At 29.2% G+C, this 24,630-nt stretch carries 31 protein-coding genes; 21 read left to right on the top strand and 10 right to left on the bottom strand.

The window, feature by feature from the left end; translation table 11 throughout:
• Positions 1–109: 109 nt before the first annotated feature.
• The 18 genes from C7N44_RS01650 to C7N44_RS01570 all read left to right on the top strand — a co-directional run bounded on the left by C7N44_RS01650 (position 110) and on the right by C7N44_RS01570 (position 14,695).
• On the top strand, positions 110–736 hold the full coding sequence (locus C7N44_RS01650) for a hypothetical protein (RefSeq protein ID WP_105956182.1): 627 nt from the start codon (positions 110–112) through the stop codon (positions 734–736).
• A gap of 43 nt (positions 737–779) precedes the next feature.
• On the top strand, positions 780–968 hold the full coding sequence (locus tag C7N44_RS01645) for a hypothetical protein (protein ID WP_105956181.1): 189 nt from the start codon (positions 780–782) through the stop codon (positions 966–968).
• Positions 969–971: 3 nt separating this feature from the next.
• Positions 972–5,279, top strand: a complete 4,308-nt coding sequence (locus C7N44_RS01640) for a tape measure protein (RefSeq protein ID WP_225362922.1) — start codon at positions 972–974, stop codon at positions 5,277–5,279.
• Positions 5,280–5,374: 95 nt separating this feature from the next.
• Positions 5,375–6,619 (top strand): phage baseplate protein, encoded by a 1,245-nt coding sequence (locus C7N44_RS01635; protein WP_105956180.1) that lies wholly within the window; start codon positions 5,375–5,377, stop codon positions 6,617–6,619.
• A gap of 4 nt (positions 6,620–6,623) precedes the next feature.
• Positions 6,624–7,004, top strand: a complete 381-nt coding sequence (locus C7N44_RS01630) for a phage baseplate plug family protein (RefSeq protein WP_105956179.1) — start codon at positions 6,624–6,626, stop codon at positions 7,002–7,004.
• Positions 7,005–7,006: 2 nt separating this feature from the next.
• A complete protein-coding gene (locus tag C7N44_RS01625) occupies positions 7,007–7,981 on the top strand; it encodes a hypothetical protein (RefSeq protein ID WP_105956178.1) in 975 nt (324 codons plus the stop codon).
• Positions 7,965–8,354, top strand: coding sequence for a Gp138 family membrane-puncturing spike protein (locus C7N44_RS01620; protein WP_105956177.1), 390 nt, complete (start codon positions 7,965–7,967; stop codon positions 8,352–8,354). The genes C7N44_RS01625 and C7N44_RS01620 overlap by 17 nt, the downstream gene beginning before the upstream one ends.
• Complete coding sequence (locus C7N44_RS01615; RefSeq protein WP_105956176.1) at positions 8,354–8,719, top strand: contractile injection system sheath initiator; 366 nt, start codon at positions 8,354–8,356, stop codon at positions 8,717–8,719. Before C7N44_RS01620 ends, C7N44_RS01615 begins: the two co-directional genes overlap by 1 nt.
• Before the next feature lie 14 nt (positions 8,720–8,733).
• Positions 8,734–9,906, top strand: a complete 1,173-nt coding sequence (locus C7N44_RS01610) for a baseplate J/gp47 family protein (protein WP_105956175.1) — start codon at positions 8,734–8,736, stop codon at positions 9,904–9,906.
• Positions 9,899–10,462, top strand: a complete 564-nt coding sequence (locus C7N44_RS01605; RefSeq protein WP_105956174.1) for a hypothetical protein — start codon at positions 9,899–9,901, stop codon at positions 10,460–10,462. Before C7N44_RS01610 ends, C7N44_RS01605 begins: the two co-directional genes overlap by 8 nt.
• 10 nt (positions 10,463–10,472) lie before the next feature.
• The gene (locus tag C7N44_RS01600) at positions 10,473–11,513 is read left to right on the top strand and encodes a hypothetical protein (protein ID WP_105956173.1); all 1,041 of its coding nucleotides are present in this window, start codon (positions 10,473–10,475) and stop codon (positions 11,511–11,513) included.
• A gap of 38 nt (positions 11,514–11,551) precedes the next feature.
• Positions 11,552–11,947: a hypothetical protein gene (locus tag C7N44_RS01595; RefSeq protein ID WP_105956172.1), complete on the top strand. Its 396-nt coding sequence runs from the start codon at positions 11,552–11,554 to the stop codon at positions 11,945–11,947.
• Positions 11,948–12,011: 64 nt separating this feature from the next.
• Entirely contained in the window at positions 12,012–12,572 is a 561-nt protein-coding gene (locus C7N44_RS01590; protein ID WP_105956171.1) for a hypothetical protein, read from the top strand.
• Between the two features lie 15 nt (positions 12,573–12,587).
• Positions 12,588–13,037 carry a hypothetical protein gene (locus C7N44_RS01585; RefSeq protein ID WP_105956170.1) on the top strand — a complete coding sequence of 150 codons (450 nt, stop codon included), beginning with the start codon at positions 12,588–12,590 and terminating at the stop codon, positions 13,035–13,037.
• Positions 13,030–13,182 carry a hypothetical protein gene (locus tag C7N44_RS07955; protein ID WP_157945007.1) on the top strand — a complete coding sequence of 51 codons (153 nt, stop codon included), beginning with the start codon at positions 13,030–13,032 and terminating at the stop codon, positions 13,180–13,182. The genes C7N44_RS01585 and C7N44_RS07955 overlap by 8 nt, the downstream gene beginning before the upstream one ends.
• A gap of 45 nt (positions 13,183–13,227) precedes the next feature.
• Positions 13,228–13,482, top strand: a complete 255-nt coding sequence (locus C7N44_RS01580; RefSeq protein ID WP_140987717.1) for a hypothetical protein — start codon at positions 13,228–13,230, stop codon at positions 13,480–13,482.
• Positions 13,483–13,484: 2 nt separating this feature from the next.
• Entirely contained in the window at positions 13,485–13,862 is a 378-nt protein-coding gene (locus C7N44_RS01575; protein ID WP_105956168.1) for a phage holin, LLH family, read from the top strand.
• An 11-nt stretch (positions 13,863–13,873) separates the two neighbouring features.
• Positions 13,874–14,695 (top strand): GH25 family lysozyme, encoded by an 822-nt coding sequence (locus C7N44_RS01570; protein WP_105956167.1) that lies wholly within the window; start codon positions 13,874–13,876, stop codon positions 14,693–14,695.
• Between the two features lie 449 nt (positions 14,696–15,144).
• Here C7N44_RS01570 and C7N44_RS01565 read toward each other — a convergent pair whose 3' ends face one another.
• The 6 genes from C7N44_RS01565 to C7N44_RS01545 all read right to left on the bottom strand — a co-directional run bounded on the left by C7N44_RS01565 (position 15,145) and on the right by C7N44_RS01545 (position 19,549).
• Positions 15,145–16,080 (bottom strand): hypothetical protein, encoded by a 936-nt coding sequence (locus C7N44_RS01565; protein WP_105956166.1) that lies wholly within the window; start codon positions 16,078–16,080, stop codon positions 15,145–15,147.
• 54 nt (positions 16,081–16,134) lie between these two features.
• On the bottom strand, positions 16,135–16,302 hold the full coding sequence (locus tag C7N44_RS07950) for a hypothetical protein (RefSeq protein ID WP_157945006.1): 168 nt from the start codon (positions 16,300–16,302) through the stop codon (positions 16,135–16,137).
• Positions 16,303–16,316: 14 nt separating this feature from the next.
• Positions 16,317–16,892 carry a hypothetical protein gene (locus tag C7N44_RS01560; protein ID WP_105956165.1) on the bottom strand — a complete coding sequence of 192 codons (576 nt, stop codon included), beginning with the start codon at positions 16,890–16,892 and terminating at the stop codon, positions 16,317–16,319.
• Between the two features lie 121 nt (positions 16,893–17,013).
• On the bottom strand, positions 17,014–17,577 hold the full coding sequence (locus C7N44_RS01555) for a hypothetical protein (RefSeq protein WP_105956164.1): 564 nt from the start codon (positions 17,575–17,577) through the stop codon (positions 17,014–17,016).
• A 52-nt stretch (positions 17,578–17,629) separates the two neighbouring features.
• Positions 17,630–18,862, bottom strand: a complete 1,233-nt coding sequence (locus C7N44_RS01550; RefSeq protein ID WP_105956163.1) for a HEPN domain-containing protein — start codon at positions 18,860–18,862, stop codon at positions 17,630–17,632.
• Positions 18,863–19,363: 501 nt separating this feature from the next.
• A complete protein-coding gene (locus tag C7N44_RS01545; RefSeq protein ID WP_105956162.1) occupies positions 19,364–19,549 on the bottom strand; it encodes a hypothetical protein in 186 nt (61 codons plus the stop codon).
• Between the two features lie 235 nt (positions 19,550–19,784).
• On the opposite strand from C7N44_RS01545, the gene C7N44_RS01540 reads away from it, so the two are divergent.
• Positions 19,785–20,159: a hypothetical protein gene (locus tag C7N44_RS01540; protein WP_105956161.1), complete on the top strand. Its 375-nt coding sequence runs from the start codon at positions 19,785–19,787 to the stop codon at positions 20,157–20,159.
• Between the two features lie 25 nt (positions 20,160–20,184).
• On the opposite strand, the gene C7N44_RS01535 is transcribed toward C7N44_RS01540, so the two are convergent.
• Entirely contained in the window at positions 20,185–20,403 is a 219-nt protein-coding gene (locus C7N44_RS01535; protein WP_105956160.1) for a hypothetical protein, read from the bottom strand.
• A 574-nt stretch (positions 20,404–20,977) separates the two neighbouring features.
• Here C7N44_RS01535 and C7N44_RS01530 point away from each other — a divergent pair.
• Together C7N44_RS01530 and C7N44_RS01525 are read left to right on the top strand one after the other, a co-directional pair.
• A complete protein-coding gene (locus C7N44_RS01530; protein WP_105956159.1) occupies positions 20,978–21,748 on the top strand; it encodes an AfsA-related hotdog domain-containing protein in 771 nt (256 codons plus the stop codon).
• A 4-nt stretch (positions 21,749–21,752) separates the two neighbouring features.
• A complete protein-coding gene (locus tag C7N44_RS01525; RefSeq protein ID WP_105956158.1) occupies positions 21,753–23,075 on the top strand; it encodes an MATE family efflux transporter in 1,323 nt (440 codons plus the stop codon).
• Between the two features lie 736 nt (positions 23,076–23,811).
• Here the strand turns inward: C7N44_RS01525 and C7N44_RS08100 are convergent.
• From C7N44_RS08100 to C7N44_RS07945, 3 genes are read right to left on the bottom strand one after another with little or no spacing between them, the layout of a single operon-like run.
• On the bottom strand, positions 23,812–23,973 hold the full coding sequence (locus C7N44_RS08100) for a hypothetical protein (RefSeq protein WP_225362921.1): 162 nt from the start codon (positions 23,971–23,973) through the stop codon (positions 23,812–23,814).
• The gene (locus C7N44_RS01515; RefSeq protein WP_225362920.1) at positions 23,960–24,388 is read right to left on the bottom strand and encodes a DUF4352 domain-containing protein; all 429 of its coding nucleotides are present in this window, start codon (positions 24,386–24,388) and stop codon (positions 23,960–23,962) included. The genes C7N44_RS08100 and C7N44_RS01515 overlap by 14 nt, the downstream gene beginning before the upstream one ends.
• Positions 24,388–24,561, bottom strand: coding sequence for a hypothetical protein (locus tag C7N44_RS07945; protein ID WP_157945005.1), 174 nt, complete (start codon positions 24,559–24,561; stop codon positions 24,388–24,390). The genes C7N44_RS01515 and C7N44_RS07945 overlap by 1 nt, the downstream gene beginning before the upstream one ends.
• Positions 24,562–24,630: the final 69 nt, after the last annotated feature.

Genomic DNA, 24,630 nt, shown 5'->3' with positions numbered 1-24,630 from the left:
TGGTGCAGGCCTTTTTTTATGCACAAAATTTGCAGGTAGTGGTTCGATTCCACTACCTGTATTTGTATTGATTTAATACAAAAAATTAATTTAATAGGAGTGTTCAATTATGGAAAATAATGAAAATGGACAAAACAATGTAATTTCACAACAAGGAGGACAACCAGTGCCTAATAAAACAACAGAAGTTAAAGAAACAGATAAGCCAGTTGTAAGCAAAAAATTTAAACAAGAAACTTATACCGCACCAAGCGGAAGACAATATTTAATGACTTTCCCAGGTATGAGAAAAGCATTAAAACTACAAAGTGATGCAGCTGGAAGTGAATCAGATATGCATCAAATGTTTATGGACAAAATATTAGAAGGAAACTTTAATTATCCTTATTTTAATAATATAGATGATGGTGTTGATAAGCAAAAATCTATTGATGTAGAACAAGATGATGGTAGTAAAGTTACATTTAAAGTTGGATTCAAAAATATTAAACAATTTGATGACTTTAGAGATTCATCAATTGATAGTCAAAGACAATTTTCCGAATATTTAGCGAGTGAATATGCAATTAAAAACTTAGTTCAAAATGATATTTCGATTAACTATTTTGATGAACATAAGGGATATACAGATATTATGACTGCAATTAGTAAAATCTCAAGTGATATTAGAGAAAACTCTGAATTTATGGTTGTAATGAATGCTGTAAAGGATTTCTTAAACAAAATGTTTCAATAATCCATATAAAAATAAGCCTGACAAGCTTGATAAACAGGCTAATATGGATTTTATGTTTTATAGGCCAGTTTTCTATGGACTGGCTACTAAAAAAGAAATCGAAGTAATGACTTATAAAGAATTACTTCATATTAACGAAATTGTAACAAAATTAGCAAAAGAACAAGCAATCTTTAATGCTAATCAGATTGGAGAACTATTTGGTGATGATGATTCTAAAGGAGGAAAGTAATTTATGGCTACAAAACAATCAACGATAAATTTATCATGGTCACTTGATACTTCCAATCTTGAAAAAGCAAGATCTGCCACTAATTCATTAAAAAGTGCTTTTGAAAGTTTAGAATCTCCTCTTAAAGGAAATAATTCTCAACTAAAAAGTACTTTTGGAATACTATCTAATATTCATGATAGATACAAACGTGTCAATGATATTGGAAAAAATGTTGCTGATACTAATAAAGGTATAACTAGTTCATTTACTGGCATTATTGATAAAAGTAAAGAGTCAATTGGTCAATTTAAGAACATGAATGATAATGCTAAAGTTTTTAGATCATCAATCAATGACTCTAATGATAGCTTTAAAAAATTTAATCATTCTACACATCAATCTGTGGTTAATACGCAGCAGTTGAGACAATCGATTAAAGACTTAGACTCAGTACATCCTAATATTTCACCTAAAATTGATAAGAGTTCCATTGGTAGCGGTTCAAAGATGCACTTATTCGGAGGAGTTGCTGCAGGAACTGTTGTTGGTAATGCCTTAACTAATACTTTTTCAGCATTAACTGGAAAAATTAAAGAGGGTCTTGCAGCTGGTATTCAGTACGATAAAGAACAACAAAAGATGAATGCCACTTGGACAACTTTAACCGGTTCTGCTGGTAAAGCTCAAAATATGGTTTCAACAGTCAATGACTTATCAGTTAAAACTGGTCAAGCAGCTGGGACTGTTGATGAACTGGAACAAAGTTTCTATCATTTACATTCGAGCAAGACTGAATCTGATGAATTAACTAAATCTATGCTAAATATGGCCGATGCAGTTGGTTTAGGAACACCACAAATTCAAGCTGTGTCACAAGACATGGTCAATGGTTTATCTCGTGGTAAAGCTAATGCGGGGATGCTTAATCAGATTTCTCAATACTTTCCAATGTTTCGAGAGCAATTAGCTCAGTATGAAACACAAGTTCATCATGGTAAAAAAGTGACTGTTTCTGATTTAATGGAAATGTCCAAAAAAGGACAGATTTCAGCTAGTGATATTGAGAAAGTTTTCAACAGTTTAGGTTCTGGAAAATATAATAAAGCAGCGGAAAACATGCTTAAAACTATGTTTGGGATGGAACGTACAATTAAAGCTCGTGTCCCAGTATTAATCGGTGCATTTGAAAAACCATTTATGACTGCTAAGAATCCAATTTATGGTGCAATCTCTAAATGGGTTTCAGATAAAAAGACTGAAAAAGAATTTACCAAAATGGGGCAAGCTACAAATCAAGGCATTATTACGATTAGTAACGCATTTGCAAAAGCATATAATGTGAAAAATGTTGCCAATACAATGGATCACGCAACAGATGTTATTGCTAATGGTATTACCAAAATGAGTAACGCTATTGCTCGAAATGCCCCTGCAATTAAAGATTTCTTTAGCTTCACTAAATCTTCTGGAGTACTTACTTTTAAATTACTCGCAGAAACTATTAAAGATGTTTCAAAGATTGCACTTCCATTTTTGCAGTTTGCTGTTAAGCATCAAAAAATAATTGTTCCGTTACTTGCTGGAATGTTTGTTACTAAAAAAGCACTAGGATTTGCTAGTGCATTAAAATCTGTTGCTAAATCCATTGGTTTAGTTACTGCTGCTGAAAAATTAAATAATAGGACTAGTTTGCTAAATGGAATATTAGGTAATGGAACTGTGACTGGGAAATTAGCTAATAAGGTACAAAAAAACAAAGCTTTTTCTACTACTTTTGATTTAAAAAGTTCAGGCGTTGGTTCAAATTTTTCTAAGTCTAGTTTAGAAACTATGAAGTCTAAACCATCTAATGGAATGTTTATAACACCTAGCGAGATTGGTGCAGTTGGTAAATATTCATCCTTAAGAAATTTTGGGAACAAGCTAAGACCTTCTTCTATTGGTAGAGGCATTGCAGCTTCTCATTTGGGTCGTGGAATCTCATTTTTAAGTAGTAAATTAGGTATTACCAGTTTGTTGGGTAAAATTCCTAATCCTAAAAATGGAATAAAGACCATAGGTAACAGCACTAAATCAATTGGCAAAAAAGTTGTTGGTAGCAAATTCGTTCCTCAAATATTAAAAAATGGTGTCATTTCTAAAGTTGGTTCTAAATTATTTGGTGGGGCAAAAGCCATTGGATCTAAGATACCTTATCTTGATGTAGCAATGGCTGGTACTCAACTAATTGGAATGAATAAGAAGAATGCCGGTGGAAAAATTGGTTCTGCTGGTGGAATGCTAGCTGGAACAACTGGCGGTGCTGCGGCAGGAGCTGCAATTGGTTCAGTTGTACCTGGCGTTGGAACTGCAATAGGCGGACTAGTCGGTGGTGCAGCTGGCGGAATTGGTGGAAGCTCAATTGGTAAAAAGATTGGCCAAACTATTCAAAAGTCATTACCCAAAGGTGCTTTCAATCCAATCGTTAAGCAATGGAACAAATTTCAAAGTTGGATAGGAAAATCAGTGCATCAAGTAGTAAAGCCTTTTACATCTTTATTTAGCGGAATGGGTAAACTTTTTAGACCAGTTACAGATGGCTGGAATTCATTTCAAAGAGCTCTAGGCAGTAAAAAAGGGCAGTCCAATATAGGTAGTTTTATTAATAAAATTAAGCCTTTAAAAGGAATGTTTAATGGAATTAAAATAGCTTTCAAGGTTTCAATGAGTGCAATTAAAGCTACTGCTCGTGGTATTGGATCATTTCTTTACACATTATTTAAGGGTGTATTCAAAGTTGTTGGTGGACTTTTTAAAGCAGGTGCATCAATCATTACTGGTGATTGGTCTGGTCTTGGTAAAAGTTTGAAAAGCATTGGATCAGGTATTTGGGACATAATCCGATCGCCATTTGCTGGAATTGGAAGATTTTTTGGAAGCTTATGGGTAGATATAAAGCATCAATTTTCTCAAGGGTTCAAATGGCTTAAGGGTATCGTTGCAGGCGGAATCAATGACCTGTTTGGAATAATCAACGCTGGTAGCAGCCTAATAAACAAGGTATTAAGTTATGTAGGAGGTTCTGGCCATACCATAGGTATGTTAAAACCAGTTCATTTTGCTACTGGAACTAAACGTAAGAAAATTAATCGTCCTACTTACTCAATGCTGAATGATGGAAATGATTCACCAGAAACTGGTAACAAGGAAATGGCTATTTTACCAACTGGACATGCTTTTATGCCTAAGCAACGCAATTGGAGAGGTATATTGCCTGCCGGTACTGAAGTAATGAATGCCAAAGAAACTAAAAATATCATGAATATGAATGGCATTGAACATTTTGCTGGTGGTACTGGATTCTTTGGAAACATGTTAAATGGAGCCAAGAATATGGCAGGTAGTGCAACTCATGCAGTTGCTAGTGGTGTTGGTCATGCTATTCATGGTGCCGAAAATATTGGTGGTAAAGCATTACATGGAGTCGAACATTTAGGCAGTTCTGTATGGAACAAAACAAAGAGTACTGCTGGCTGGGCTTGGAATAAAGCTAAAGATGTTGGAAGTGCAATCGCACACCCTATTAGAACCATCATGAATGCCTTTGGGAAACTTCCTAAATTACCACCTTTCTTAACTGATTTTGGTACTGGTGTTTTAGATAAAGTTAAGACTATGGCGGTTGATTTCTTTAAGCAAAATGGTGGTGGTAGCGCTAATCCTGGTGGAGCTGGCGTACAACGTTGGAAGCCAGATGTTACTAAAGCATTAAGAATGCTTCATCTGTCTACTAGTGGTGGCATGATTAATAAAGTGCTAACTCAAATTAATACCGAATCAGGTGGTAATCCAAATGCAATTGGTGGTACTGATGGTTTAGCTGATGGAAGAGCAATGGGACTTATGCAAGTTAAACCTGGTACTTTTTCAGCTTATTCAAAGCCTGGTTTAGGTGGCTGGAGTAATGGATTTGCTTCAATCTTTTCTGGTTTAAATTATGCTAAGCATCGTTATGGAACTGATTTGTCATTCTTAGGTCAAGGACATGGTTATTCAACTGGTGGAACTCCATTAACTAATCATTCAGTTCTAGTTGGTGAGAATGGACCAGAAATTGCAGAATTCAAATCACCAACACAAATTCACAGTCACAATGCATCAAAAGCAATTGCAGCTAAGATGAATCATGGTAAGAATATTAGTATTAATCCTAAAATTAATATTACAATTGATGGTTCAGCATCTAAAGAAGATGCTAAAGAATCAGCTAATAATGTAAAACAGCAATTATTAAAAATGTTATCTGAAATATTTGGGGAGGCAGAAATTGATCAAGCATTCAATCATTAAAGTTTTGATAAAACAACATAACATATATTGTATATGTTATGTGCTATATGATATATGTTATATGTTTTTAAAGAGTTGCATTAAGCAGCTCTTTTTTGTTAGGAGATGTAAATATTTCTAAATTAAAAACAAGCACTTGGCAAAGGTTAGAAAATAAAGTTAAGCATGATCAAAAAGCATTGAATACTTTAAATAATCACCAAGCAAAGATGGTACAAGAAGAAATTAATAATAGAAATACTATAAATTCTTCAAAACAATCTATAAATTATATCTATCGAGATTTATCTTATTTTTGGCAAAAAGATAAATATAAAGTAAAAAAAGGTAAGCGAACTGTTACCAAAACTAAGAAGGTATGGATTCATAGAAAAATACCCGCTAAACCTACTACAAATCAGTCTAATCAATTAAACAAATTTAATCATGATTTAAGTAAAGCTCAAAAAGCTCAAAATAAATTAAAAAGTAGTGGTGCTTTTAAACAAACAAAGCGTCATAGAAGAAAACTAGAATACAGATTGGCCAAATCAAAAAGAAATCTAGATAAGTTTAAAAAAAGGCGTCATAAAAATGCTGTTAAAACCATTAATAAATCTGTTAAAAGACAATATGCTGACTTTTTAGCACCTAAAGCTTCTTTATACGAAACTAATAGTGAAAATGGTAAGGTAGTTTTTATTTTTGCTACGTCTGAAACAGAAGATAATGAAAACACAATAACTACCTATCCAAGTGATCGTGGGGAAAGTAGTGCCGATGATTCCATAAATGGTGATAAAACAGTTTCGATTGAAGGTAGATTAAAAGGCCATACCAAAGGAAATAAGATGTCTGCTACTCAACAGTACAATCAAATATTAGATTGGCGTTATCACGGTGTGGAGCTTACTTATCGTTCCAATGGTTCTAAAGGCACTCATAACATGGCTAAAATCTATAATAAGCATTTTAGAATTCAATCATTAAACAAGACTCAATCACAACCACTTGAAGATGAAATAGCTTTTACTTTATCTTTAAAATTTGTTTATGCAGCAGAAGTTACAACCACTAAACAAAAGGTGAAAAACAAAGGTAAAAAAGTTCCTGCCGGAATGTGTGTTGCACCTAAAACCATTAAAGGTAAAAGAGGTATGACCATGTATGACTATGCAAAAAAATATCATACTTCAGTGAAAAACCTGATTAAAATGAATTCTAGTCGTCATTACAATTCTCACACCAATTTATCTGGAAAGAAATTACAAGTAACTAAGGGTAAGTTTAAATCTAAACAAAGTAAAAATTATTCCAGACCTCACCATGCTAAGGTAAATATTAAGAAAACAAGGAAGTGATTCAATGTCTGTTCGTAACTATATACCAATTGATGTCGATGATTTACCAGAACAATTTGATTATGAGATTGATGATGTTGATTATATTTTTGAAATTAAGTATAACGAGCAAGGCGACTTCTTTACTGCTGGTATTGCTTTAGATGATGGTACTTGGCTTGTACGTGATTGGAAAATCATATTAAATCAACCATTATTCTTCAATATAATGGACTCTAGATTACCAACAACTGATTTAACCCCAATGGACGAATCAGGACAAGAAAAGAAAATCAGTATTACTAATTTTGGTGATACTGTTTTTCTGTATGAAGATACAGTTGATGCAGATAGTGATCCATCGGAACAAATTCCAATTGATTCTGATGAGATTGGAGATGATTGATTATGACTAAATTTCTATGGGGAAGAATGGTTATGATCCGACTATTTTTAAAAAATGGTAAGAAAATAGAATTTTTAGCTGTTCATACTCAAAAATCATTTTCAATTAATTTTACTGTTCCATTTGGCGATTCATCTACTGCTCATACTAGTACTGTAACCATTATGAATGTGTCCAAGGCACATAGAGATATGTTTAAAAAAGGATTAAAAGTTCAAGTATTTGCTGGATATAAACAAGATAATGGATTGAAACTAATTGCAGAAGGTGCCATTGATAAAATTAATCCATTGTCTGCTAGTGGTGCTGATACACAATTCTCATTTACATTTGTGGAAGGTCAACAATTATTACAAGCACAATCTACTGTGGAAAAAGAAAACGCTAAATTAAAAAGTAATGCTAAAAAACGAGAAAAAGTTTTAGGCAAAACTGATGCTAAAAAGTTCAAAGTTAAGTTGCACACTGCAATGTCATTTGCACCTGGAGCCAATTCTAATGTGATTATTAGACGAGTTGCTGCAGATGCCAATATAAAAATTAGTAAATTGAAGTTACCTAAAGTTAAAACTTTTAAAAAAGGTTATGTGGCTAAAGGGAAACCATACAAAATTATTCATGACTTAGCCAAGACATCTGGTGCACAAGTTTATGACAGACGTGGCCAATTAGTGATTGAAGATGAGACTAGTTTATCCGGTAAAAATGAACATATCTTAATTTCTATGGCCACTAAAGGTAAACCAGGTGGAACTGGTTTAATGGAACACGTTTCTTTTGATGATTCTACTGATTCTCATGCAACAATTTCGGTTAAAACTTACTTAAGAAATCAAATTAGTACTGGATCATTAGTAACTATAAAAGATCCACCATATTTTACTGGTACTAGAAGGGTACAAAGTGGTGAATTTAATTGTGGTGATGGTGATTTTTCAACAACAATCGAGGTGTATCAGAATGCTAAGTCAAAATAAGGTAGCCCAACAATTAAAAACACTATTAAATCAACAAACAAAAAATATAAATTTTGGGATTAATGTAGGGGAATTTGCGGAGGTCAATTCGTTTGATAATAGTAAAAAATTAGCGGATGTTACACCTCTGATTGACGATAAAGGCGGTATTGATGAATCTGTAAAAATTAATCAATGTCCTGTTTTAAATAATGCTTTAATGAAATTAAACAATAAAAACTGTTATGTATATGATCCTTTAAAAAAAGGTGAAGTAGTTTTTATCGTTTTTTCTAATCGCAATTTAGATGATTTCCACGGTGGAAAATATACTAAGGATTCTGAAAGAATGCACTCAATTAATGACGCCGTAATAATTGGGAGGTTCAATTAATGAAGGATATTGCTATTAAAAATGGGCAACCAGTTTTTGAAGATGGTGATTATAAATATGTATATGATGCCGACGTTGTAGCTCAACAAGTGTATATAACTCTACAAACAAAGTTAAATGAATTTGAACCTGATAAAAAATTAGGATTAAATCAAGAAAACTTATTAGGGAAAAATGTTGTTCTTGATTTTGTGGAACAAGACATTAGAGACGCTATTCTGGAACAAGTTGACCAAGTTCAATCAATAGATTCCATTGAATTTGATAAAAATAACGATATTAGAAATTTATATGTAAATATAACATTTACTACTAAAGATTTTGGTGAGATTAATAGAAATTACAGCATAGCTAATGATGGATAAGGAGGTGCGTATAAATGGCAATGCTAGACGAAAATGGTATTCATATTCCAACTTATGAAGAGCTAGTTGAACAATACACAGCAGAGGCTAAAAAAGTGCATGGAGATGATGTAAATACTGATGCTAATTCAGTAATTGGCCATAAGATTAGAACAGATGCATGGATGTTTGCCAATATTTATCAATTGATTGAAGCAAATTATTTTAATCAATATGTTGATTCATCTGATAGTGTCAACTTAGATATGTTGGGACAAGGAAATTACAGTGTTTCAAGACTACCGGCAACTTCTTCAACTGTTGATGTTGAATTTACTGGTACACCTAATGCAGTAGTTCCAGCTGAATCAGTAATTGCAACAGAAGATGATGTTGAATTTGAAGTAGTTGATGATGTAACCATTGATTCAACAGGAACTGGGAAGGGCATGGCTCAATCATCTGAAAAAAGTTCTAATACAAATGTTTCTGCTAATACAATTACGGTTTTAGTTGATCAGCCTAATGGAATTGATAGTGTAAATAATCCTACCAATGCAGCAGGCGGTTCTGATCAGGAATCTGACCAAGATTATAGAGATAGAATTCATTTATCAAATGAATCACCTGGTGGTGGAACTAAAAATGGAATTACGTCTGCACTATTAAAAGTTCCTGGAGTTCAATTAGTTGATTCTGATTGGAACAAAGATTTAGACAATACTAATGAAAATGGGACTGCTCCTGGATCAGTTCAATTCTTTGTGCAAGGTGGTCGTAAGGAAGATATAGGACAAGCGCTTTTCAATGCTTATGGATTTGGAGTACACACTTCTGGAAACGTTGAATATGTGGCTACTGATGAAGGTGGCCATAAACAATCTATTTATTTTAGCGAATCAAAGCCAATAAACATTTATGCAAAGATTACTTTAAAAGTGAATGCTAATTTTGATGATACTAATTCAGTTGATGATTTAAAAAAATCAATTGCTGATTATGTAGCAAATGTACCGATGGGTAATCATATTAAGTACAAGCAATTTATAAAGCTAGCATTAAACATTGATAGTGTTGATGATGCAGATATTTTAATTGGTAGTGATTCAAATAATTTACAAGCAAAAGATGTTCAAATGGAATCTTTTAATAGTGGTGTTGTTACCAATCCACAAACTGATTTAGTGGTGGTGGTTCAAAATGAATAATCAATTGTATGATATAAACTCAATTTTAAATATTCTATCAGATGCTTTTAAGACTGATGATTCTACCAATTGGCAATTATTTTTTGACATTGAGGGAAAAGAATTAATAAACATTCAAAATCTAATTAATAAAATTGATTTATGGCGTTCAGTAGACAATGCTAAAGGCTTGCCTCTAGATTATTTAGGAAATGATTTGGGAGTTGCTCGTAATGGAGCAGACGATGATTTTTACAGATTTAAGATTAAGTCAAAAAGATATCAAAAAAATTCTGATGGAACTTCAAAATCACTATATAAGCTTGTTTCTAGCACATTAGGAATTAGTCCTAACCAGTTCTTTATACATGGTAATGACAAGCCTAATCAAGTAGTAATTGATAAAATTCCAGCTAATCAGCTAGATACTAATCAAAAAACAGCATGGTTATTGGATCAGCTACAAAGTGCTGTCTTATATGGAATAAAAATTGCTGAAATTAGTTTTTCACTTAAGATAGATGCCAATATCCATACAGGTGGAATTGTTAGCTTAGACAAATATTTTAGTATATAAGGAGGTTAATATGAAATATGATAATAAATTAGTCACAAAAGATGGAATTACACTTATGACTGATTCAATTACTAATAAAGAAAATCCGATTATTGATAAAATGCTAGTTTTAAATACTGACGTTCCAGAAGGTAAAACACCTGATTCATTGAACTTAAATGACTTTAGTAACGCTTTATCTTTTGATGTTAATAATGTTAGTCAAACAGCTAATTCTTTTACTGCCAGTGCTGTTATTAGCAATAGCGGAATTAATATAAATTACACTGCACAATTAATTGGATTAAGTGGTTATTTAAATGAATCAAGCAATAATAGAAAATTATTTGCGGTTGCTCAAGCCACTGAACCTTTTGTAATTGAAAAGCAAGCAGATACACCAATTACATTAGTTCCATCAATCACTATTGGATTTAGCAACTCTGAAAATGTTCAATTGACAGTTAAAAATGATGTGTATGTAACTCATGATGAACTGGAAACTTTAAAAGCAGACATTGCACAAAATATTAGTGGACCAGATTCCGTAGTCAGCAAAAATATCGCACAAGCCAAAACTGATTCCATTAGTCATTCAGATAGTAATCGAGATAATCTACAAACACAGATTAATGGTAGAATTCAAGATTCTAACAATTACGCCAGCAATTTAGTTGATAAGTCACATGATCAATTATCTAGTGATATTAGTTCAGCAAAGACTGATGCCATAAATCAAAGCTATCATAAAGTAGGCAATTTGAGTGGCGATTTACTAAATATTGGCAGTCAACCTGATGGTTACTATAACTGCTCAAACGTCTACAACATTCCGGGTAATTTTAGTTCATATGGTATTGCTCATAAGTATACAGTGGCTAATGATGTTTACTTAAGTTATGTAGATAATATTAAAAATTCTGCCCATAATCATCTGTTTAAAGATGTGGTTAAGTGGAGTGGCTGGCAAGTAGAAGCTGGAATAAAGTTTTTTAGTAACTTAAATGACGTTACTAAAACTTCTGCCCCAGAAGGAACCATTGCCATAGTTACTAATGATGGGCTACAATAATAGTAAGTATATAATTTTAAAGGGGAGAATAATATTATATGGTAGAAAAAGCTAAGATTGCGAATGCTAAAGCTGCTTATTACAAAGGAAAAGATGAATTATTAAAAATATATGATGCAAAAAATGATTGGGAACCTCTTTCTTTCACAAATGGAAAGGGAACTGTTCTATATAATGAGTATCAAAATAGAATGATAGGTGTAGTAAATACAGATGGTAAAAACAATAGAGGAGCTGTCTATATTATGCCCAAGAAAGACCATTTGTTTTTTCTAGAAACACATAAATCCGAAAAATCTACTCAATTAGCAAGTGGTTTTCGTGCAAAGTCACAGAAAAATGGAGATTTAAAAGTTTATGGGCATAGAAAAAATGTTAAATTTGGTACTGCTATACCTATAGATATAAAATGTAAATTAAAGAAAATAAATTAACTTATCCAAGCACTTACAAAAAAGTAAGTGCTTTTTATTTAACATTCTAAAAAGAGGAAATTATATGGAAAAAGGGATAATTGCTAACGCTGACTATGCTTTAGTTATGCACAATGGCCAATGGCTTAAAATTTATGATATTAATAATCAAAAACCTAATGTTTTATGGAATACTCCTACATTATTTGCTGGATATTATAATCGCTTTAATCATAGGGATATAGCAACCAATGATAGTGGAACCATTAAGCTAAATAAACCATTTTCAAAATTAAAAAATGGAATAGAATTTATTTTTAAACCAAAAGACCATTTTGATACATGTGCCTACTTCTATGATGGTAACAATAATAAAATTGATAACTCTTTAAATATCATGCCAGACTACGATGATATTTTTAGAATATCTAAAGATGATTTGATTAAAAACAATCCTACTAGTTTAGGAATTGGACCCTTTAGAAATAACATGGGAATGATACAAAAACCAAGTTATTCTGTTTATATAGGCACTAATGGTGTAGATACACTATACATTCATGATATGAACGGACAACCTACTAGCTTTATTGGAAACTATTTTTATGATTATTATTTAATCTTTGATGAAATTGATGAATATTAAAAAGGAGGATTTCAAATGCAAAAATATGTAACTTTAGATAAAAATAATTATGTTCAAAACGTATCAGATACGCAACAAGAAGGCTACCAACTAGTTATAGTAAGTGGATATCAAGCGCAGCTACTAGGATATATCACCAATAAAATATTCTGGGACGAAACCAAACAAGCACTTCAATTCCCACCAGATTATCCAGCTACTGACGAACAAAAAATTGAAATGAAATATAAAGGTGCTGTAGATGATATGTCTGCTCAACTAGGTACACTTCAAACCAATATTAAACACTTGCAGGACGAAAATACTAACTTGAATAAATCTAATCAACAATTATCCCTGCAAAATAAGATGCAAGGTAACGCCATCAATGCTTTAGTTGAAAAGGTAAATTCACTAGGTGGAAATGGCCAACAAACTGCTGATGATGCTAACAAACAAAATGTAGGAGGCAATACACATGAATAATGAACTAACTGATATGGGCAAGTATCTACAATATGAGTATCAACAAGGAGTTTTGGATAAGCCCACCATTCAAAATTATGTACCATTTATGATTCCACAATCTGATTTCAATATTATTTTTAATCAACCAACGCCTCAACAATAGTTAGGCGTTTTTATTTTGCAAAAATTTAGAAAGGAATGGTTAAAATTGAATTTTTTTATTCATAATTGGAGCGACATTGCCAGCTTAGTAACTGTTATGGGTGGTGTTGCTTGGGTGGTATCTAAACTTAGTGGAGTTTTTAAGAACTTTACTGAAAGTGTAGATGGATTAAAACAAGCCCTAAATAAACATTATGCAGATTCAAAAAGTGAGTTTTTTAAACGAGATTTAAAAATTGAAAATCATGAAACTAGAATTCATGATCTAGAAGATTGGAAAAACAAAAAGGAGAATAGATAATTATGGATCAATTATTAAACTGGTTAGTAGGATTAATTACAAGCGGAACCGCAGCAACAATTTTAGTTAAGGCCTTACCAATTATTAAAGGGAAACATAGAATGCAAAATTTACAATTTGCAGAAAAATTAGCATATGCTATTGTAGTGCCATTAGCTCAACGTGCTGATTTAACTAATAATCAAAAGCTACAATCGGCCATTAGATTATTGACTAAGAAGTTATCAAATATTGGTATTAGTTTACCAGAATCAACTATCAATGGAGTTATCGAAAAAGTCTACCAAAACTATAAAAATAGCGGTGGTGACGTTCACAAATTCATTAATGACACTTTAGATGATGCTGATAAACAAATTGTCACTATTCATAAAGACTAGGAGGTGAAATTATGGAATATTTTGCAGATGTATCTAATTATCAATGGACTTCTGATTATGACCATTATGTCAACTTCTTGAAATCTGCCAAATCAAAATACAAGATTAAATCAACTTGTATTTTACTTAGTGATGGCGATTCATGGACCAATCCTGTAATGAAGTCCCAAGTATCATCAAGTTATAAATTATTCGGATCGTTCTCTTGCTATCACTTTTTCCGTGGCAGTGTAGAAGCTGAAGTAAATAACTTCTTAAATGCTTTAAAACAAGTAGGAGCGGATAAATCAACTGTTCTCATGATTGATGCTGAAGTTAGATTAGCAAATTTAACTAATAAACTGAATGAATTCATTAAAGCCTTAAATGAATATGGATATAAAAACATTTATGTATATTCAATGGGCTCCATGCTTGATTATGCTAATAATGGTATTCAAACTGGTAAATTAAAGAATGCTAAAGTTTGGATCGCATCATATGGCTCGATTAAACCGGGTGGTGCTGATGCATGGCAATTCACTTCTACCGCTAATGCTAATGGAATTAGTTTTGATTTAAACCAGGACTATGTTGGCGAACTAGCCAACGGAGTTAAAGAAGAAAAGCCTGCCAAAAAGAAACCAACATACTGGCAACAAGGTGAACTATTTGAAGCCGATTCCATGTTGAACGTTTATCATGACCTAGACTTCAAAACTAAACGTGAGCCACGATTTGCACCAAAATCACGATTCTACGCTAAAGTAGTTAAGCATGGAAAAATCACACGACTACAAACTCATCTGGGCTATGTGAGTGCCAATACTGACTTCTCAGAAAAAATTAAATAATAATATAAAAAAATACCTACTAACTAAATTAATAGCTAGTAGGTATTTTTTTGTTTTCATTCGAATGCTATGACCTATCAGAATCATAACATAGAGAAGATATGAATATCTCCTTACTTCACAATTAATATTATAGTTAATACTTATATATAAAGTCAACTATAATAATTTGTATTTTAATATATTCAAACTCTGATATAATTACATAGGCTATTTGTTTCTGATCAGTAGTCTATCAGCTACTAATTGGATTTATGCAAATACCAATTTATATCAGAGAGGAGGTGTGAATATGCCCTCCTTACTTCACATTATTGAGGCAGTATTAATTTCATTAACTGCAGCAATAATTAAGGATTTAATCTATCTTGCTATTAAGAAACTTAAGAAGTAATTTAGATTAGTGTAAAGGCCTACTGGATATTATTAGTCGGTAGGCCTTTTTCTATCTAATTGTATTTAATGTATGAATCGGCATATTCTTTGGCATCATATTTATTATTAAATTCTTTAAGAACATAAACATTTCTATCTCCGTTAATAAAGTTTCCTTGTTTGATCATATAACAATTTTTGCTTTTATTCATAAAGATTCTATTATTATTTTGACAAATATATACAGTTTCATAGTTCCCACTATTTTTATATAAGATATAAAAGTTTTCTTTGAAGTTTTCCTCTGATATTGAAAAAACTTTATCATTATCTTTTTGATCTATAGCCAAGATACCCATACTTATAAAAATATTAATAGACAAAATTATACCAAAAGGAAATGTAATAAATGACCTATTTCCAAATATAATAATTATAATTAACGTTGTAAGCCAAAGCTTTCTATATAACAACGTAAAAATTAATACTACATTTTTTATTATGGTATACGCATCACCCATATTTTTTTCTCTTGCAATAAAGATCGTTAAAACAGTATATCCACAAAACATAGCCATAAAAATAACTAAGGGCAATATTTCATTAACATATGTAGATAATTTAAGTAAATCACTTACTTTTACGTTCTGAATTATGTATACTAATGAAAAAATTACATAAAAAAAGATTGAAAACAAAATAGCTAAGTAATTTTTATAATCGGGAAATTTATTTGACAAAAGGTAATAAATAAATATAAATATTAATGGATATGACAATATATATATAAGAAGATTATTAAATGAAGTAAATATAGTTGATAGCAATTGTATAATTTCATTAAACCATCCATCGCAGTATAAACTAAAATCTGGTATGTTATTTATATCAGCTAACATTGGTATAGAAATAAGAAATAATATAACATAAAAAATATTGTTCCTTTTCTTCATAAAAGATAATGTTGGTGTGATAAAAAATTTATCAGCTAAATTATCTAGAAAATTCATAATATTATACTCCTCCAATTTTATTCCTGACGTTTTAAAACATTTAAATAATAACTAGCTATACCTTATAGCAGGGGTTATTATTAAAAATACATCAGCTTTTTTATCATAATATTCAGCATTATAAGCATGTGCACCAATAATATTATTCATCATTTTACTTATAGAATATATTATTGTATTAATACCGCCAACTAGCTTTTTCACTTCTTTTTGTGACATGAATTAAAGACCGTTCATATTGAATAAATAGTTTTATTAATTAAAAGTATTATTAATTTATAAAACATTACAGCACAATTCATAGCAAACATTGCAGTAACAATTAATAAAACAAATGATAAACCTAATTGAGTACCTATATATTTAGATAATATTTTAAGATGAAATATGTTTGAAACAAGTAATTGGTAAATAGGCATTAAAATAAACATTACAGTTGTCAAACAGTTAAATCTAAAGAATATATAGTTTAAATTCTTTTTTATTATTTCGTTTGCCTCTAGTTTATTTGATTTAACAATATTATCAGACATTTTAATTATAGAATTATAATAATTTGAACCAGAAACAATAGCAAAAAACGTAAACAATATTAAATAAAACAATTCAGAAGTTATATCTTTAGAGTAAAAATTATATAATATAAACATTACTCCTAAAATAATAACTGATAAAATACTGTATAAATTATCAGCTTTTTTAAAAGATTTATTTAAAATTGTTTCGGTATTAGGCTGTTTTAAAATACCTATTTCATAAATTACTTGTTTTTGTTTCTTTTCAAAACTTTTTATGTTCCATTTCAACATTTAAGCTATTTTCCCCCTAAACATAGCTAACTTAGCCTCTAATTCAGCTTTCCTAGCCTCGTGTTCTTCAAGTGTCATATTATCTTTTTCAGTAATACTAGTTTTATAATTCTCAATAATTTCATTTTATAATTTTTATTATATATTTATTTACAAATATTAATATATATTTAGGCAACAATTTATTAGATTCTAAGATAATTATTTCTAATAATATAATCATAGCTAATATAGGAATAATCTTAAAATAGCTAATTAAATCATCAATATTATGAAATTCAATACCATGATTAGTGTTGAAATAATTCAGGATAAGATTATATAAATTTAATATAAAAAAATCACTTAACAAAAATATAAACATAAGTAAATTAAATCTAAACTCTATATAAGAAACATTTTTATCTATAGTAGAACAAAAATTTATACTTTTAGAAATATATAATTTTAAATAAGATATAAAATTCTTAAAAGAAAAATACAAAAATAAGAAAGATATAAACAATATATTTACTAAATTACCACCATCTTTGTAATAAAATATAAAAGACAAAGTTAGAACTGCAATTGAAAAGATAACTGTTATATTTATACCATTATTCTTATCAAATATATCCTTTACATCTATTAAATCATCTTTAGAAATATCTTTTTGCTTTTTGATATTTTCGTTAAATAACTTCATACATTCCTCCATTTAGATAAAAATAAAGACAAAAGTTAATTATTTTTTATTTCTATTCATCATTTAATCCACTATTGCCAAACTTAATTTCTAAAGCATCTGTTCTTATTTTTTCTTTTGGTTCTTTAATATCAATAAATTTTTCGATATTATCAAAGAAGAACATACATAATTCTTTAGATATTTTTAGTAAATAGTAAATATCATAATAGTTTAAGTCTGTACTATCTCCATGGGTAAGTATAGATCGTTTATTATATAAATGACGCATTGTATTATATATAGACATTCTATTTTCCATAGAATGTCCTAAAAATAATGCAGCTTTCTCACTGATTTTATCAGATATTCCTTCTCCTTTTTTCCCTAACAGCGATTCTACAGCTGTAATAAATTTAGACATCTGTTTTTCAAAAGTATTTTCATATAATCCTTCTGCTACTAAATTATTTGCATGAAATAAATATCTTTCTATAGCGGGGACATCTCTTTTAGGGCTTTGAGAATAAAATATCCTTTTTTGTATATCTATCATCTTACTAATATAATCTTTATAGTCTTTTAACTGATTAATATTTAAATTCATAGGATAATAATTAGACTTATAACTAACTGATTCGTTATTGTTATCATCTATAATTATAAATTCTTTAGAGATATTGTTTTCAGCATTAGCTCCAATTCCAATCGAGAAAAGCATTTTAGTATCATTATTCGAAACAAATTTTAATATATTTAATGTATGATCAATTTCTTTGGAAGCTATTTCAATTGCTTTATTAGGTAAAGCAGCTTTTACTTTTATTAAAGCAAAAGTTTCTGCATTTTTTAAAAGATTTTGGGCATTTATTGAAAAATTATTTTTAAATACTTCTTCTTTTTTAATAATTGGATAAATTGTTACTATTCCCAGATCTAACTTTTTATTAATATCAATACCATGAACTGGTATTATGCATGAATAATATTTGGGTTTCGAACCTATTAATTCAATCAAGTGATTAACAATACTTTCATTGCTTTTATTGTCTATTCTATCTTTATATATCAAATTAATTATTTCTTTTGATAAATCATCTTTTGAAAATATTTTTTTTAATTCATTATCTTTGATAATAACTTTAATAATTCTGTCTAAAATTTCATCAGAATAGTCCATGTAACCCTTGGTACCTGAAAAAATATTAAGTGGATTATCTTCATATATTTTGTTCTGATGTTTATCTATATAATACAAAAGATCAAATATTTCTTTTTTTAATTTAATTTTAGTATCTTTATTCATTTTTAATTTCTCCTTAAAGAATTTAACTAAAACGCATTAATCTAACTTACATATTATGATTTATTATGTATTAGCCCCCACGGTTAATTATATCAAAGGACATTCAAAAGGGCATTCACTTTTTGAAAAACTCTTCCTATTATATGTGATATTACTGGTGTAGCAATGAATTAATTAAATACATACTCGATACCTGTACTCTCCTTAAAGCAGTATTCATACATGTTCATAAACTGTCAAAATCATTGGTAAATAAGCTTTATCAATGATTTTTCTATTTATATGAGTTCATTTTACAACTATTAAACTTTACTAGCAGAGAAATAACAATATTTGGTAAAGTGGAATCTATAGTAAAAGAAGATGATTTAGAGGTTAACTCAGATACATTTGTGAACGGCAATTTTGGAAAAATATTTCCAATGTTAAGTATGACTTTATTATCTAGTCTATCAGAAATTAAAAAAGGCGATAGATTAATTAAACCTATCGCCATCTACTTTAGTTAAACATAGAAAAATATTTATCATTATTATGCTTCATTTTTAAACTCTCATTATGCATCTTGTTTTGCCTTTTTCGTCCTTCAATAATTTTTGTGGATGATTTTTTAGAGACTTGTTTATTATGCTTAATCTGTTTATTCAATCCTTCAATATATCCATTGAACATTTTATTAAATGACATAATAACACCTCCTATAAAATACAAAACATATCTCACTTATTATCTTATTTTTATATAAAAATGTCAACTTACAACAAAAGAAGCTACCACATGGTAGCTCCTTTCTTTTTATATGTTGATGTTTATTATCATCAGTACTAGTATGAAAAATGAATAGTTATATTAGGGGGTACTTATTATTTTACATAAGAAAAATATTCTGGGTATTATTTTTTCATTTATATTTGTACTAACCTTGTTTACTAATATAAGTAATATATCTGTTAAAGCTAAGCATGTTAATAAAACAATTCCACATCAATTATTAGATAGTACATGGATACAAAGTTTTAAGAATCCAAAATTCAATGGTGTTTATTATATACGCTTTAACAAGCATGTAGTGATTCAGGGCTTAACTCAATCAGATAGTTATAGTAGTCTAGTAGACTCTGTCTATAAAAAGGGTAGTATATATTTTATAAAAACTCATGAAAATTTAACTCATAGTAAATACACATATAAAATAAAGAAAAAAGGCAAAAGAATATTTCTTTACTATACTGATTCAAGCAATAATACCAAATCAGTTAAGTATTTTTATACAAAGAAAAATTATTTGGATAAGTAAAAGTGGCTACCATACGGTAACTCCTTTATTTGTTCTCATAATCAACATTGAATCCTATTAACCATAATACTGATACATCTAATATTTCTGCTAAATCATATACTAAGTGTAGCGTCGAACAATCAAGTTGAACACAGTAAGCTAAAAGTGGTGCTGCATAATTGCATTTTTCTTGAAGTTCCGCAATAGTCATATGTCTTAAATTACACGCAAGTATAAGTCTAAAACCAAAATCGTTTTTCAATTGTTTTCCTCATTTATATTAATTTTTAATAACTTTATAATTATACATGATTAAAATAAAAAATCACCCTTCAGTATTAATTACGTGAGTAGGGTGGTTTATTTTTTATGATCATTAAGTCATATACATATGTTTTGAAGTGAAATGAACTTAAACATTAATTTACATCATTGATGGTTTTCCCTGTATTATTGATTTATCAATGATTGTGTAGAAATCAATATATTAGTTTATGCATGTCAACACTAAATGCTTTATAAAACCCCTTTAAAATGATTTTTATACAATATTGCAAATTATTTGTTTTAGTATAGTATTATTTTTGGTGAGCTTGTTATGCCCCAACTAATCTTATTAAATTTAAAAGGGGTATATTTTTTATGCGTAAGCTTAATACATTTTCAAAATTAGGAATCTTTATGATGTCTGTGTTGGCATTATCACCACTTGTAACCATTAATTTATCCATAAATATGCCAGAATACAATTTATAGTAATAAATATTAACTATATGAAAATAGCTTAAAGAAAGATTTTATCTTCTAAACAATAATTAAGAAAGAAAGTGTTTTCTATGAGTAATATATTAAGAAATGATTTTGATAATTTATACATAATATGTTCGAAGACTAGTCATATAAAGAAAAATAATTTAAAAAGATGTAATATCATAATATCTCATAAAATTGATGAGATAAGTATTATAGCATATTTATTACGTGATAAGGTTTCTATATATCTGCCTGACTTTTATGAGAACTTAGAATTGATAAATATGTTTATTGATTTTCATATTAATGATGAAAAAATTAGTAACTTAAACCCAGAAGTATTGTTAAACGTTTCTAAGAAAATAAAAATTCCTAAAAGTATGCAAGAAAAATTATCTAATTTAAACTCTACGAAAGACATTATAGAAAAAAGTATAGTACATAAAAATTATGATAAAAATGTTCTAATATCAAATTGCTATTCAGAAGGTATTCATGGACAGTTCTTTATGAGAGGATATAAAAAACTTAATGAAATACAACTTGACCATTCTTCATCCGATCATGTTGAATCTATAATATTAACTGAGATATGTAGGGAAGCATGTATTGCTTCTTCAGAAAGTTTACTAAACAAGCATGAATACTTTATACCTATAAAAGATGAAAAAATTTACAGGAAATTTATTTCTTCTAATTTTCCAATCTATATACAGACATTTGTTATTCATTCTAGAAAAAGTGAGGGATTCTGTTTATTTACGATATGGCAAAATAATATTTGCTGCTTAAAAGGATATATTGTAGGGAAAATATATGGAGTAAATAAAAGGGACCGTTTAGCCGGGAGTTAATAATATGAATTCATTAGTTACGAAACCAGTTCATAGACTCCTTTTGAGTCTTATACTACCATCTCTTTTTACGGTTTTAGTAAGTGGTTCTTATAATTTAGTTGATGGTATTTTTATTGGACAAAAACTAGGGGTAAATGGAACCTCTGCCAATGCATACACATTTATGATATATGCATTAGTTTATAGCTTTTCTGCCTTAGTTAGTCAAGGGTCTTCATCTTTGACAACAATCTATTTAGGTAAAGATGAACCATTAAATATGATAAAAGTTTTGTTTTTGGGAATAGAATTATCTATTTTAATTTCTATTTTGCAAGGGATAATGATGTGGGTATTTTTGCCCAATTTAATGTCTCTATTTGGGGCGTCTTTTCAATATTATCCTTATATTAAGGAATTTTCATTAATATTTTTCATTGGCTCCCCATTTTATTTTGTGGCTCATACCTTATTGTATAGTATAAGAGCTCAAGGAAACATAAAAAAAATAATATTAATTAACACTATTTCATTCTTTTCTAATTTTATAATGGGATATATTTTAATTATGAAATGTAATTTAGGATTTACAGGATCTGCCATGGCTACAATATTTGCAAACATTGTAACTTGCTTGTTATCATTTATTTACTATATTAATTACTTAAATAAATATAATTTTAAACTTTCAAATTACATTTATTTAAACAAAAATTTAAGTTTAAAAATTTTATCTATGGGATTACCATTTGCTTTAACGAGTATAATATCAGTAGTTCTTCTTTCACTGTATAACAGAATTGCTATTATTTATGGTGGAGCTTACGGGCTTGCATCTTTGTCTATAGTTTCATCAATATATAGATATGTTATATCTATAATGAATGCAATTACTTCTGGCGCACAACCTGTTATAAGCTATAACTATGGTGCTAAAAATTATTCAAGAGTTAAAAAGGCATTGTTTGGTTCTTTTAATATAGGAACTATATTTTCAATAGTACTATTTATAATAGTTGAACTATGTTCTTTTCAAATAGCTCAATTATTTAATTCTAGTAATATATCATTTATTTTTTACACCTCTAAAGTGTTAAAAATAATTATGCTATCTTTACCATTACAAGGGTTCATTAATATTGGTACAAGCTATTTTCAATATATAAATGAATCCAAAAAATCAACAATAATGGTTGTTTTAAGACAAATTATTTTACAAGTACCATTAGCCATTATGCTACCATTAATATTTAACATTAATGGATTGTGGTTATCATATGTTTTTTCAGATATTATAATTTTTTGTGTTATCATTTTTGTATTGTACAGACGTAATTTTAATTGAAAATTTACTTTTGCGTTTCTTGATTATATAACCAATTCACATACAATTTTATTCTAATCTTTTTATTTAACTGTTTGGCTTTATTCTTTTTGCTTTTCAAAAAAATAAGCAATATAAATAATAAAAACCACCTTGTCACTATTCAATGATAGGGTGGTTTATTTATTGTGAAAAAGTTATATACCATAAAAAATCATTTATATATGATAATTTTCTTAACCTTATACGAAGGCATTAACAAGTGAAATCCTGATTCGTTTATTTTTCCGTATATACCTATTTTTTTGTTGATGTATGTTGCAACATAATAAAAGACATCTCCAACCGCCTTGATTGTCTGTTATATTTTTTAGTTCTTGTTTATCATGACTTTTAATATAGTTAAAAGTATAGCTGTTTATACAATAATTTTTAATTCTTTTATTTGGATACCTGATAATCTTATTGAATTGATGGCTAGTTGAGTATGCTCCTTCTTGATTGTATACTATAAAACCACCTATAAGAATCAATATAAAAATAAATATTAAAATTATTTTTTTCATTTTTTCTCCTTAATATTATAGACTCAAAAATAAAAGCCACTCTAATCGTGATAATTGATAGGGTGGTTTATTTATTATTTATCTAAAAATTTAAATTTATCAAACATATATGACTTAGCAATTAAGTCGCCTGATGAATCTGTAATACTAATTTTATATAAAAAGCCATCCAAATAGATGGCTTATATTATTTAATTTAGATCAACATCAACAGTTTTATTATCAAAATAATTAGGTTGGTATTGTAATTTAAGTTTAGCATTAGTATTTGCTTGACCAATTAAGTATCCAGTAACAGAAGCACCTTTTTCTAGAGTTCCGCTACTTAAATCATTATTGTCATATTTTATCATTACCAGTTGATTCATCTAGATCAGTAGCATTTTCATTTGCACTTAATTTGAAATCAAATGGGTTATAATCTTGTTTATCATCAGTATTGTTTGTGATGGTTACTTTAGACACAACATATTTGTTGCCACTTTTTGGAGTTTCAAAGTCACTGCCATTATCATATGTAACATTATCAACTTTAATCTTATATCCTTTATAGTCGATATTTTGACCAACTTTATATTGTTTATTTAGTGCAGATGTAGAATTATTTGTCTTTTTTGTAGTTCCTTTAGTGGTTTTTACACCTTTTGAAGAACTACTATCTTTTGAATCATTGCCACCAATCATAGCAAATAAGACAAAAAGAACTATAACAATTATTACCCAAATCCACCAAACTTTATACCATGGCTTTACTTGTCTTTCAGGCATTATTTATCTCCTTTAGCTGGTTTTTGTAAAAAATCAAAAACAACCGCAATAATCAATAATACAATTGATGGGAAAGCTAAGGCCATTGTTATACCGGATAATAGGCTTCCAATAATTCCTAGTACAGCACCAACAACAGAAATATTTACTTGTTTTGCGTAGTAAAATGCCATTGGCGTAATTAGTGCATATCATTTTATATGGGTAATCCAGTTGCTGAAGCTAATTACTTTTTAAAGCAT

Origin of the sequence: Apilactobacillus quenuiae, from assembly GCF_002994005.1 — a bacterium.
GTDB classification, from domain to species: Bacteria; Bacillota; Bacilli; order Lactobacillales; family Lactobacillaceae; genus Apilactobacillus; species Apilactobacillus quenuiae.
Note: the sequence above shows the minus strand (reverse complement) of the source record. Positions and strands in the feature narration are given on the sequence as shown.

What these genes read in the sequence shown, in the direction of transcription:
- C7N44_RS08100 (WP_225362921.1), bottom strand. Translation starts at nt 23,973, where the DNA reads ATGATAAAATATGACAATAATGATTTAAGTAGCGGAACTCTAGAAAAA.
- C7N44_RS01575 (WP_105956168.1), top strand. Translation starts at nt 13,485, where the DNA reads ATGGATCAATTATTAAACTGGTTAGTAGGATTAATTACAAGCGGAACC.
- C7N44_RS07955 (WP_157945007.1), top strand. Translation starts at nt 13,030, where the DNA reads ATGAATAATGAACTAACTGATATGGGCAAGTATCTACAATATGAGTAT.
- C7N44_RS01640 (WP_225362922.1), top strand. Translation starts at nt 972, where the DNA reads ATGGCTACAAAACAATCAACGATAAATTTATCATGGTCACTTGATACT.
- C7N44_RS01550 (WP_105956163.1), bottom strand. Translation starts at nt 18,862, where the DNA reads ATGAATAAAGATACTAAAATTAAATTAAAAAAAGAAATATTTGATCTT.
- C7N44_RS01515 (WP_225362920.1), bottom strand. Translation starts at nt 24,388, where the DNA reads ATGCCTGAAAGACAAGTAAAGCCATGGTATAAAGTTTGGTGGATTTGG.
- C7N44_RS01610 (WP_105956175.1), top strand. Translation starts at nt 8,734, where the DNA reads ATGGCAATGCTAGACGAAAATGGTATTCATATTCCAACTTATGAAGAG.
- C7N44_RS01585 (WP_105956170.1), top strand. Translation starts at nt 12,588, where the DNA reads ATGCAAAAATATGTAACTTTAGATAAAAATAATTATGTTCAAAACGTA.
- C7N44_RS01565 (WP_105956166.1), bottom strand. Translation starts at nt 16,080, where the DNA reads ATGAATTTTCTAGATAATTTAGCTGATAAATTTTTTATCACACCAACA.
- C7N44_RS01630 (WP_105956179.1), top strand. Translation starts at nt 6,624, where the DNA reads ATGTCTGTTCGTAACTATATACCAATTGATGTCGATGATTTACCAGAA.
- C7N44_RS01650 (WP_105956182.1), top strand. Translation starts at nt 110, where the DNA reads ATGGAAAATAATGAAAATGGACAAAACAATGTAATTTCACAACAAGGA.
- C7N44_RS01560 (WP_105956165.1), bottom strand. Translation starts at nt 16,892, where the DNA reads ATGTTGAAATGGAACATAAAAAGTTTTGAAAAGAAACAAAAACAAGTA.
- C7N44_RS01530 (WP_105956159.1), top strand. Translation starts at nt 20,978, where the DNA reads ATGAGTAATATATTAAGAAATGATTTTGATAATTTATACATAATATGT.
- C7N44_RS01625 (WP_105956178.1), top strand. Translation starts at nt 7,007, where the DNA reads ATGACTAAATTTCTATGGGGAAGAATGGTTATGATCCGACTATTTTTA.
- C7N44_RS01645 (WP_105956181.1), top strand. Translation starts at nt 780, where the DNA reads ATGGATTTTATGTTTTATAGGCCAGTTTTCTATGGACTGGCTACTAAA.
- C7N44_RS01525 (WP_105956158.1), top strand. Translation starts at nt 21,753, where the DNA reads ATGAATTCATTAGTTACGAAACCAGTTCATAGACTCCTTTTGAGTCTT.
- C7N44_RS01570 (WP_105956167.1), top strand. Translation starts at nt 13,874, where the DNA reads ATGGAATATTTTGCAGATGTATCTAATTATCAATGGACTTCTGATTAT.
- C7N44_RS01545 (WP_105956162.1), bottom strand. Translation starts at nt 19,549, where the DNA reads ATGTCATTTAATAAAATGTTCAATGGATATATTGAAGGATTGAATAAA.
- C7N44_RS01590 (WP_105956171.1), top strand. Translation starts at nt 12,012, where the DNA reads ATGGAAAAAGGGATAATTGCTAACGCTGACTATGCTTTAGTTATGCAC.
- C7N44_RS01600 (WP_105956173.1), top strand. Translation starts at nt 10,473, where the DNA reads ATGAAATATGATAATAAATTAGTCACAAAAGATGGAATTACACTTATG.
- C7N44_RS01595 (WP_105956172.1), top strand. Translation starts at nt 11,552, where the DNA reads ATGGTAGAAAAAGCTAAGATTGCGAATGCTAAAGCTGCTTATTACAAA.
- C7N44_RS07945 (WP_157945005.1), bottom strand. Translation starts at nt 24,561, where the DNA reads ATGGCATTTTACTACGCAAAACAAGTAAATATTTCTGTTGTTGGTGCT.
- C7N44_RS01620 (WP_105956177.1), top strand. Translation starts at nt 7,965, where the DNA reads ATGCTAAGTCAAAATAAGGTAGCCCAACAATTAAAAACACTATTAAAT.
- C7N44_RS01605 (WP_105956174.1), top strand. Translation starts at nt 9,899, where the DNA reads ATGAATAATCAATTGTATGATATAAACTCAATTTTAAATATTCTATCA.
- C7N44_RS01555 (WP_105956164.1), bottom strand. Translation starts at nt 17,577, where the DNA reads ATGAAGTTATTTAACGAAAATATCAAAAAGCAAAAAGATATTTCTAAA.
- C7N44_RS07950 (WP_157945006.1), bottom strand. Translation starts at nt 16,302, where the DNA reads ATGTCACAAAAAGAAGTGAAAAAGCTAGTTGGCGGTATTAATACAATA.
- C7N44_RS01615 (WP_105956176.1), top strand. Translation starts at nt 8,354, where the DNA reads ATGAAGGATATTGCTATTAAAAATGGGCAACCAGTTTTTGAAGATGGT.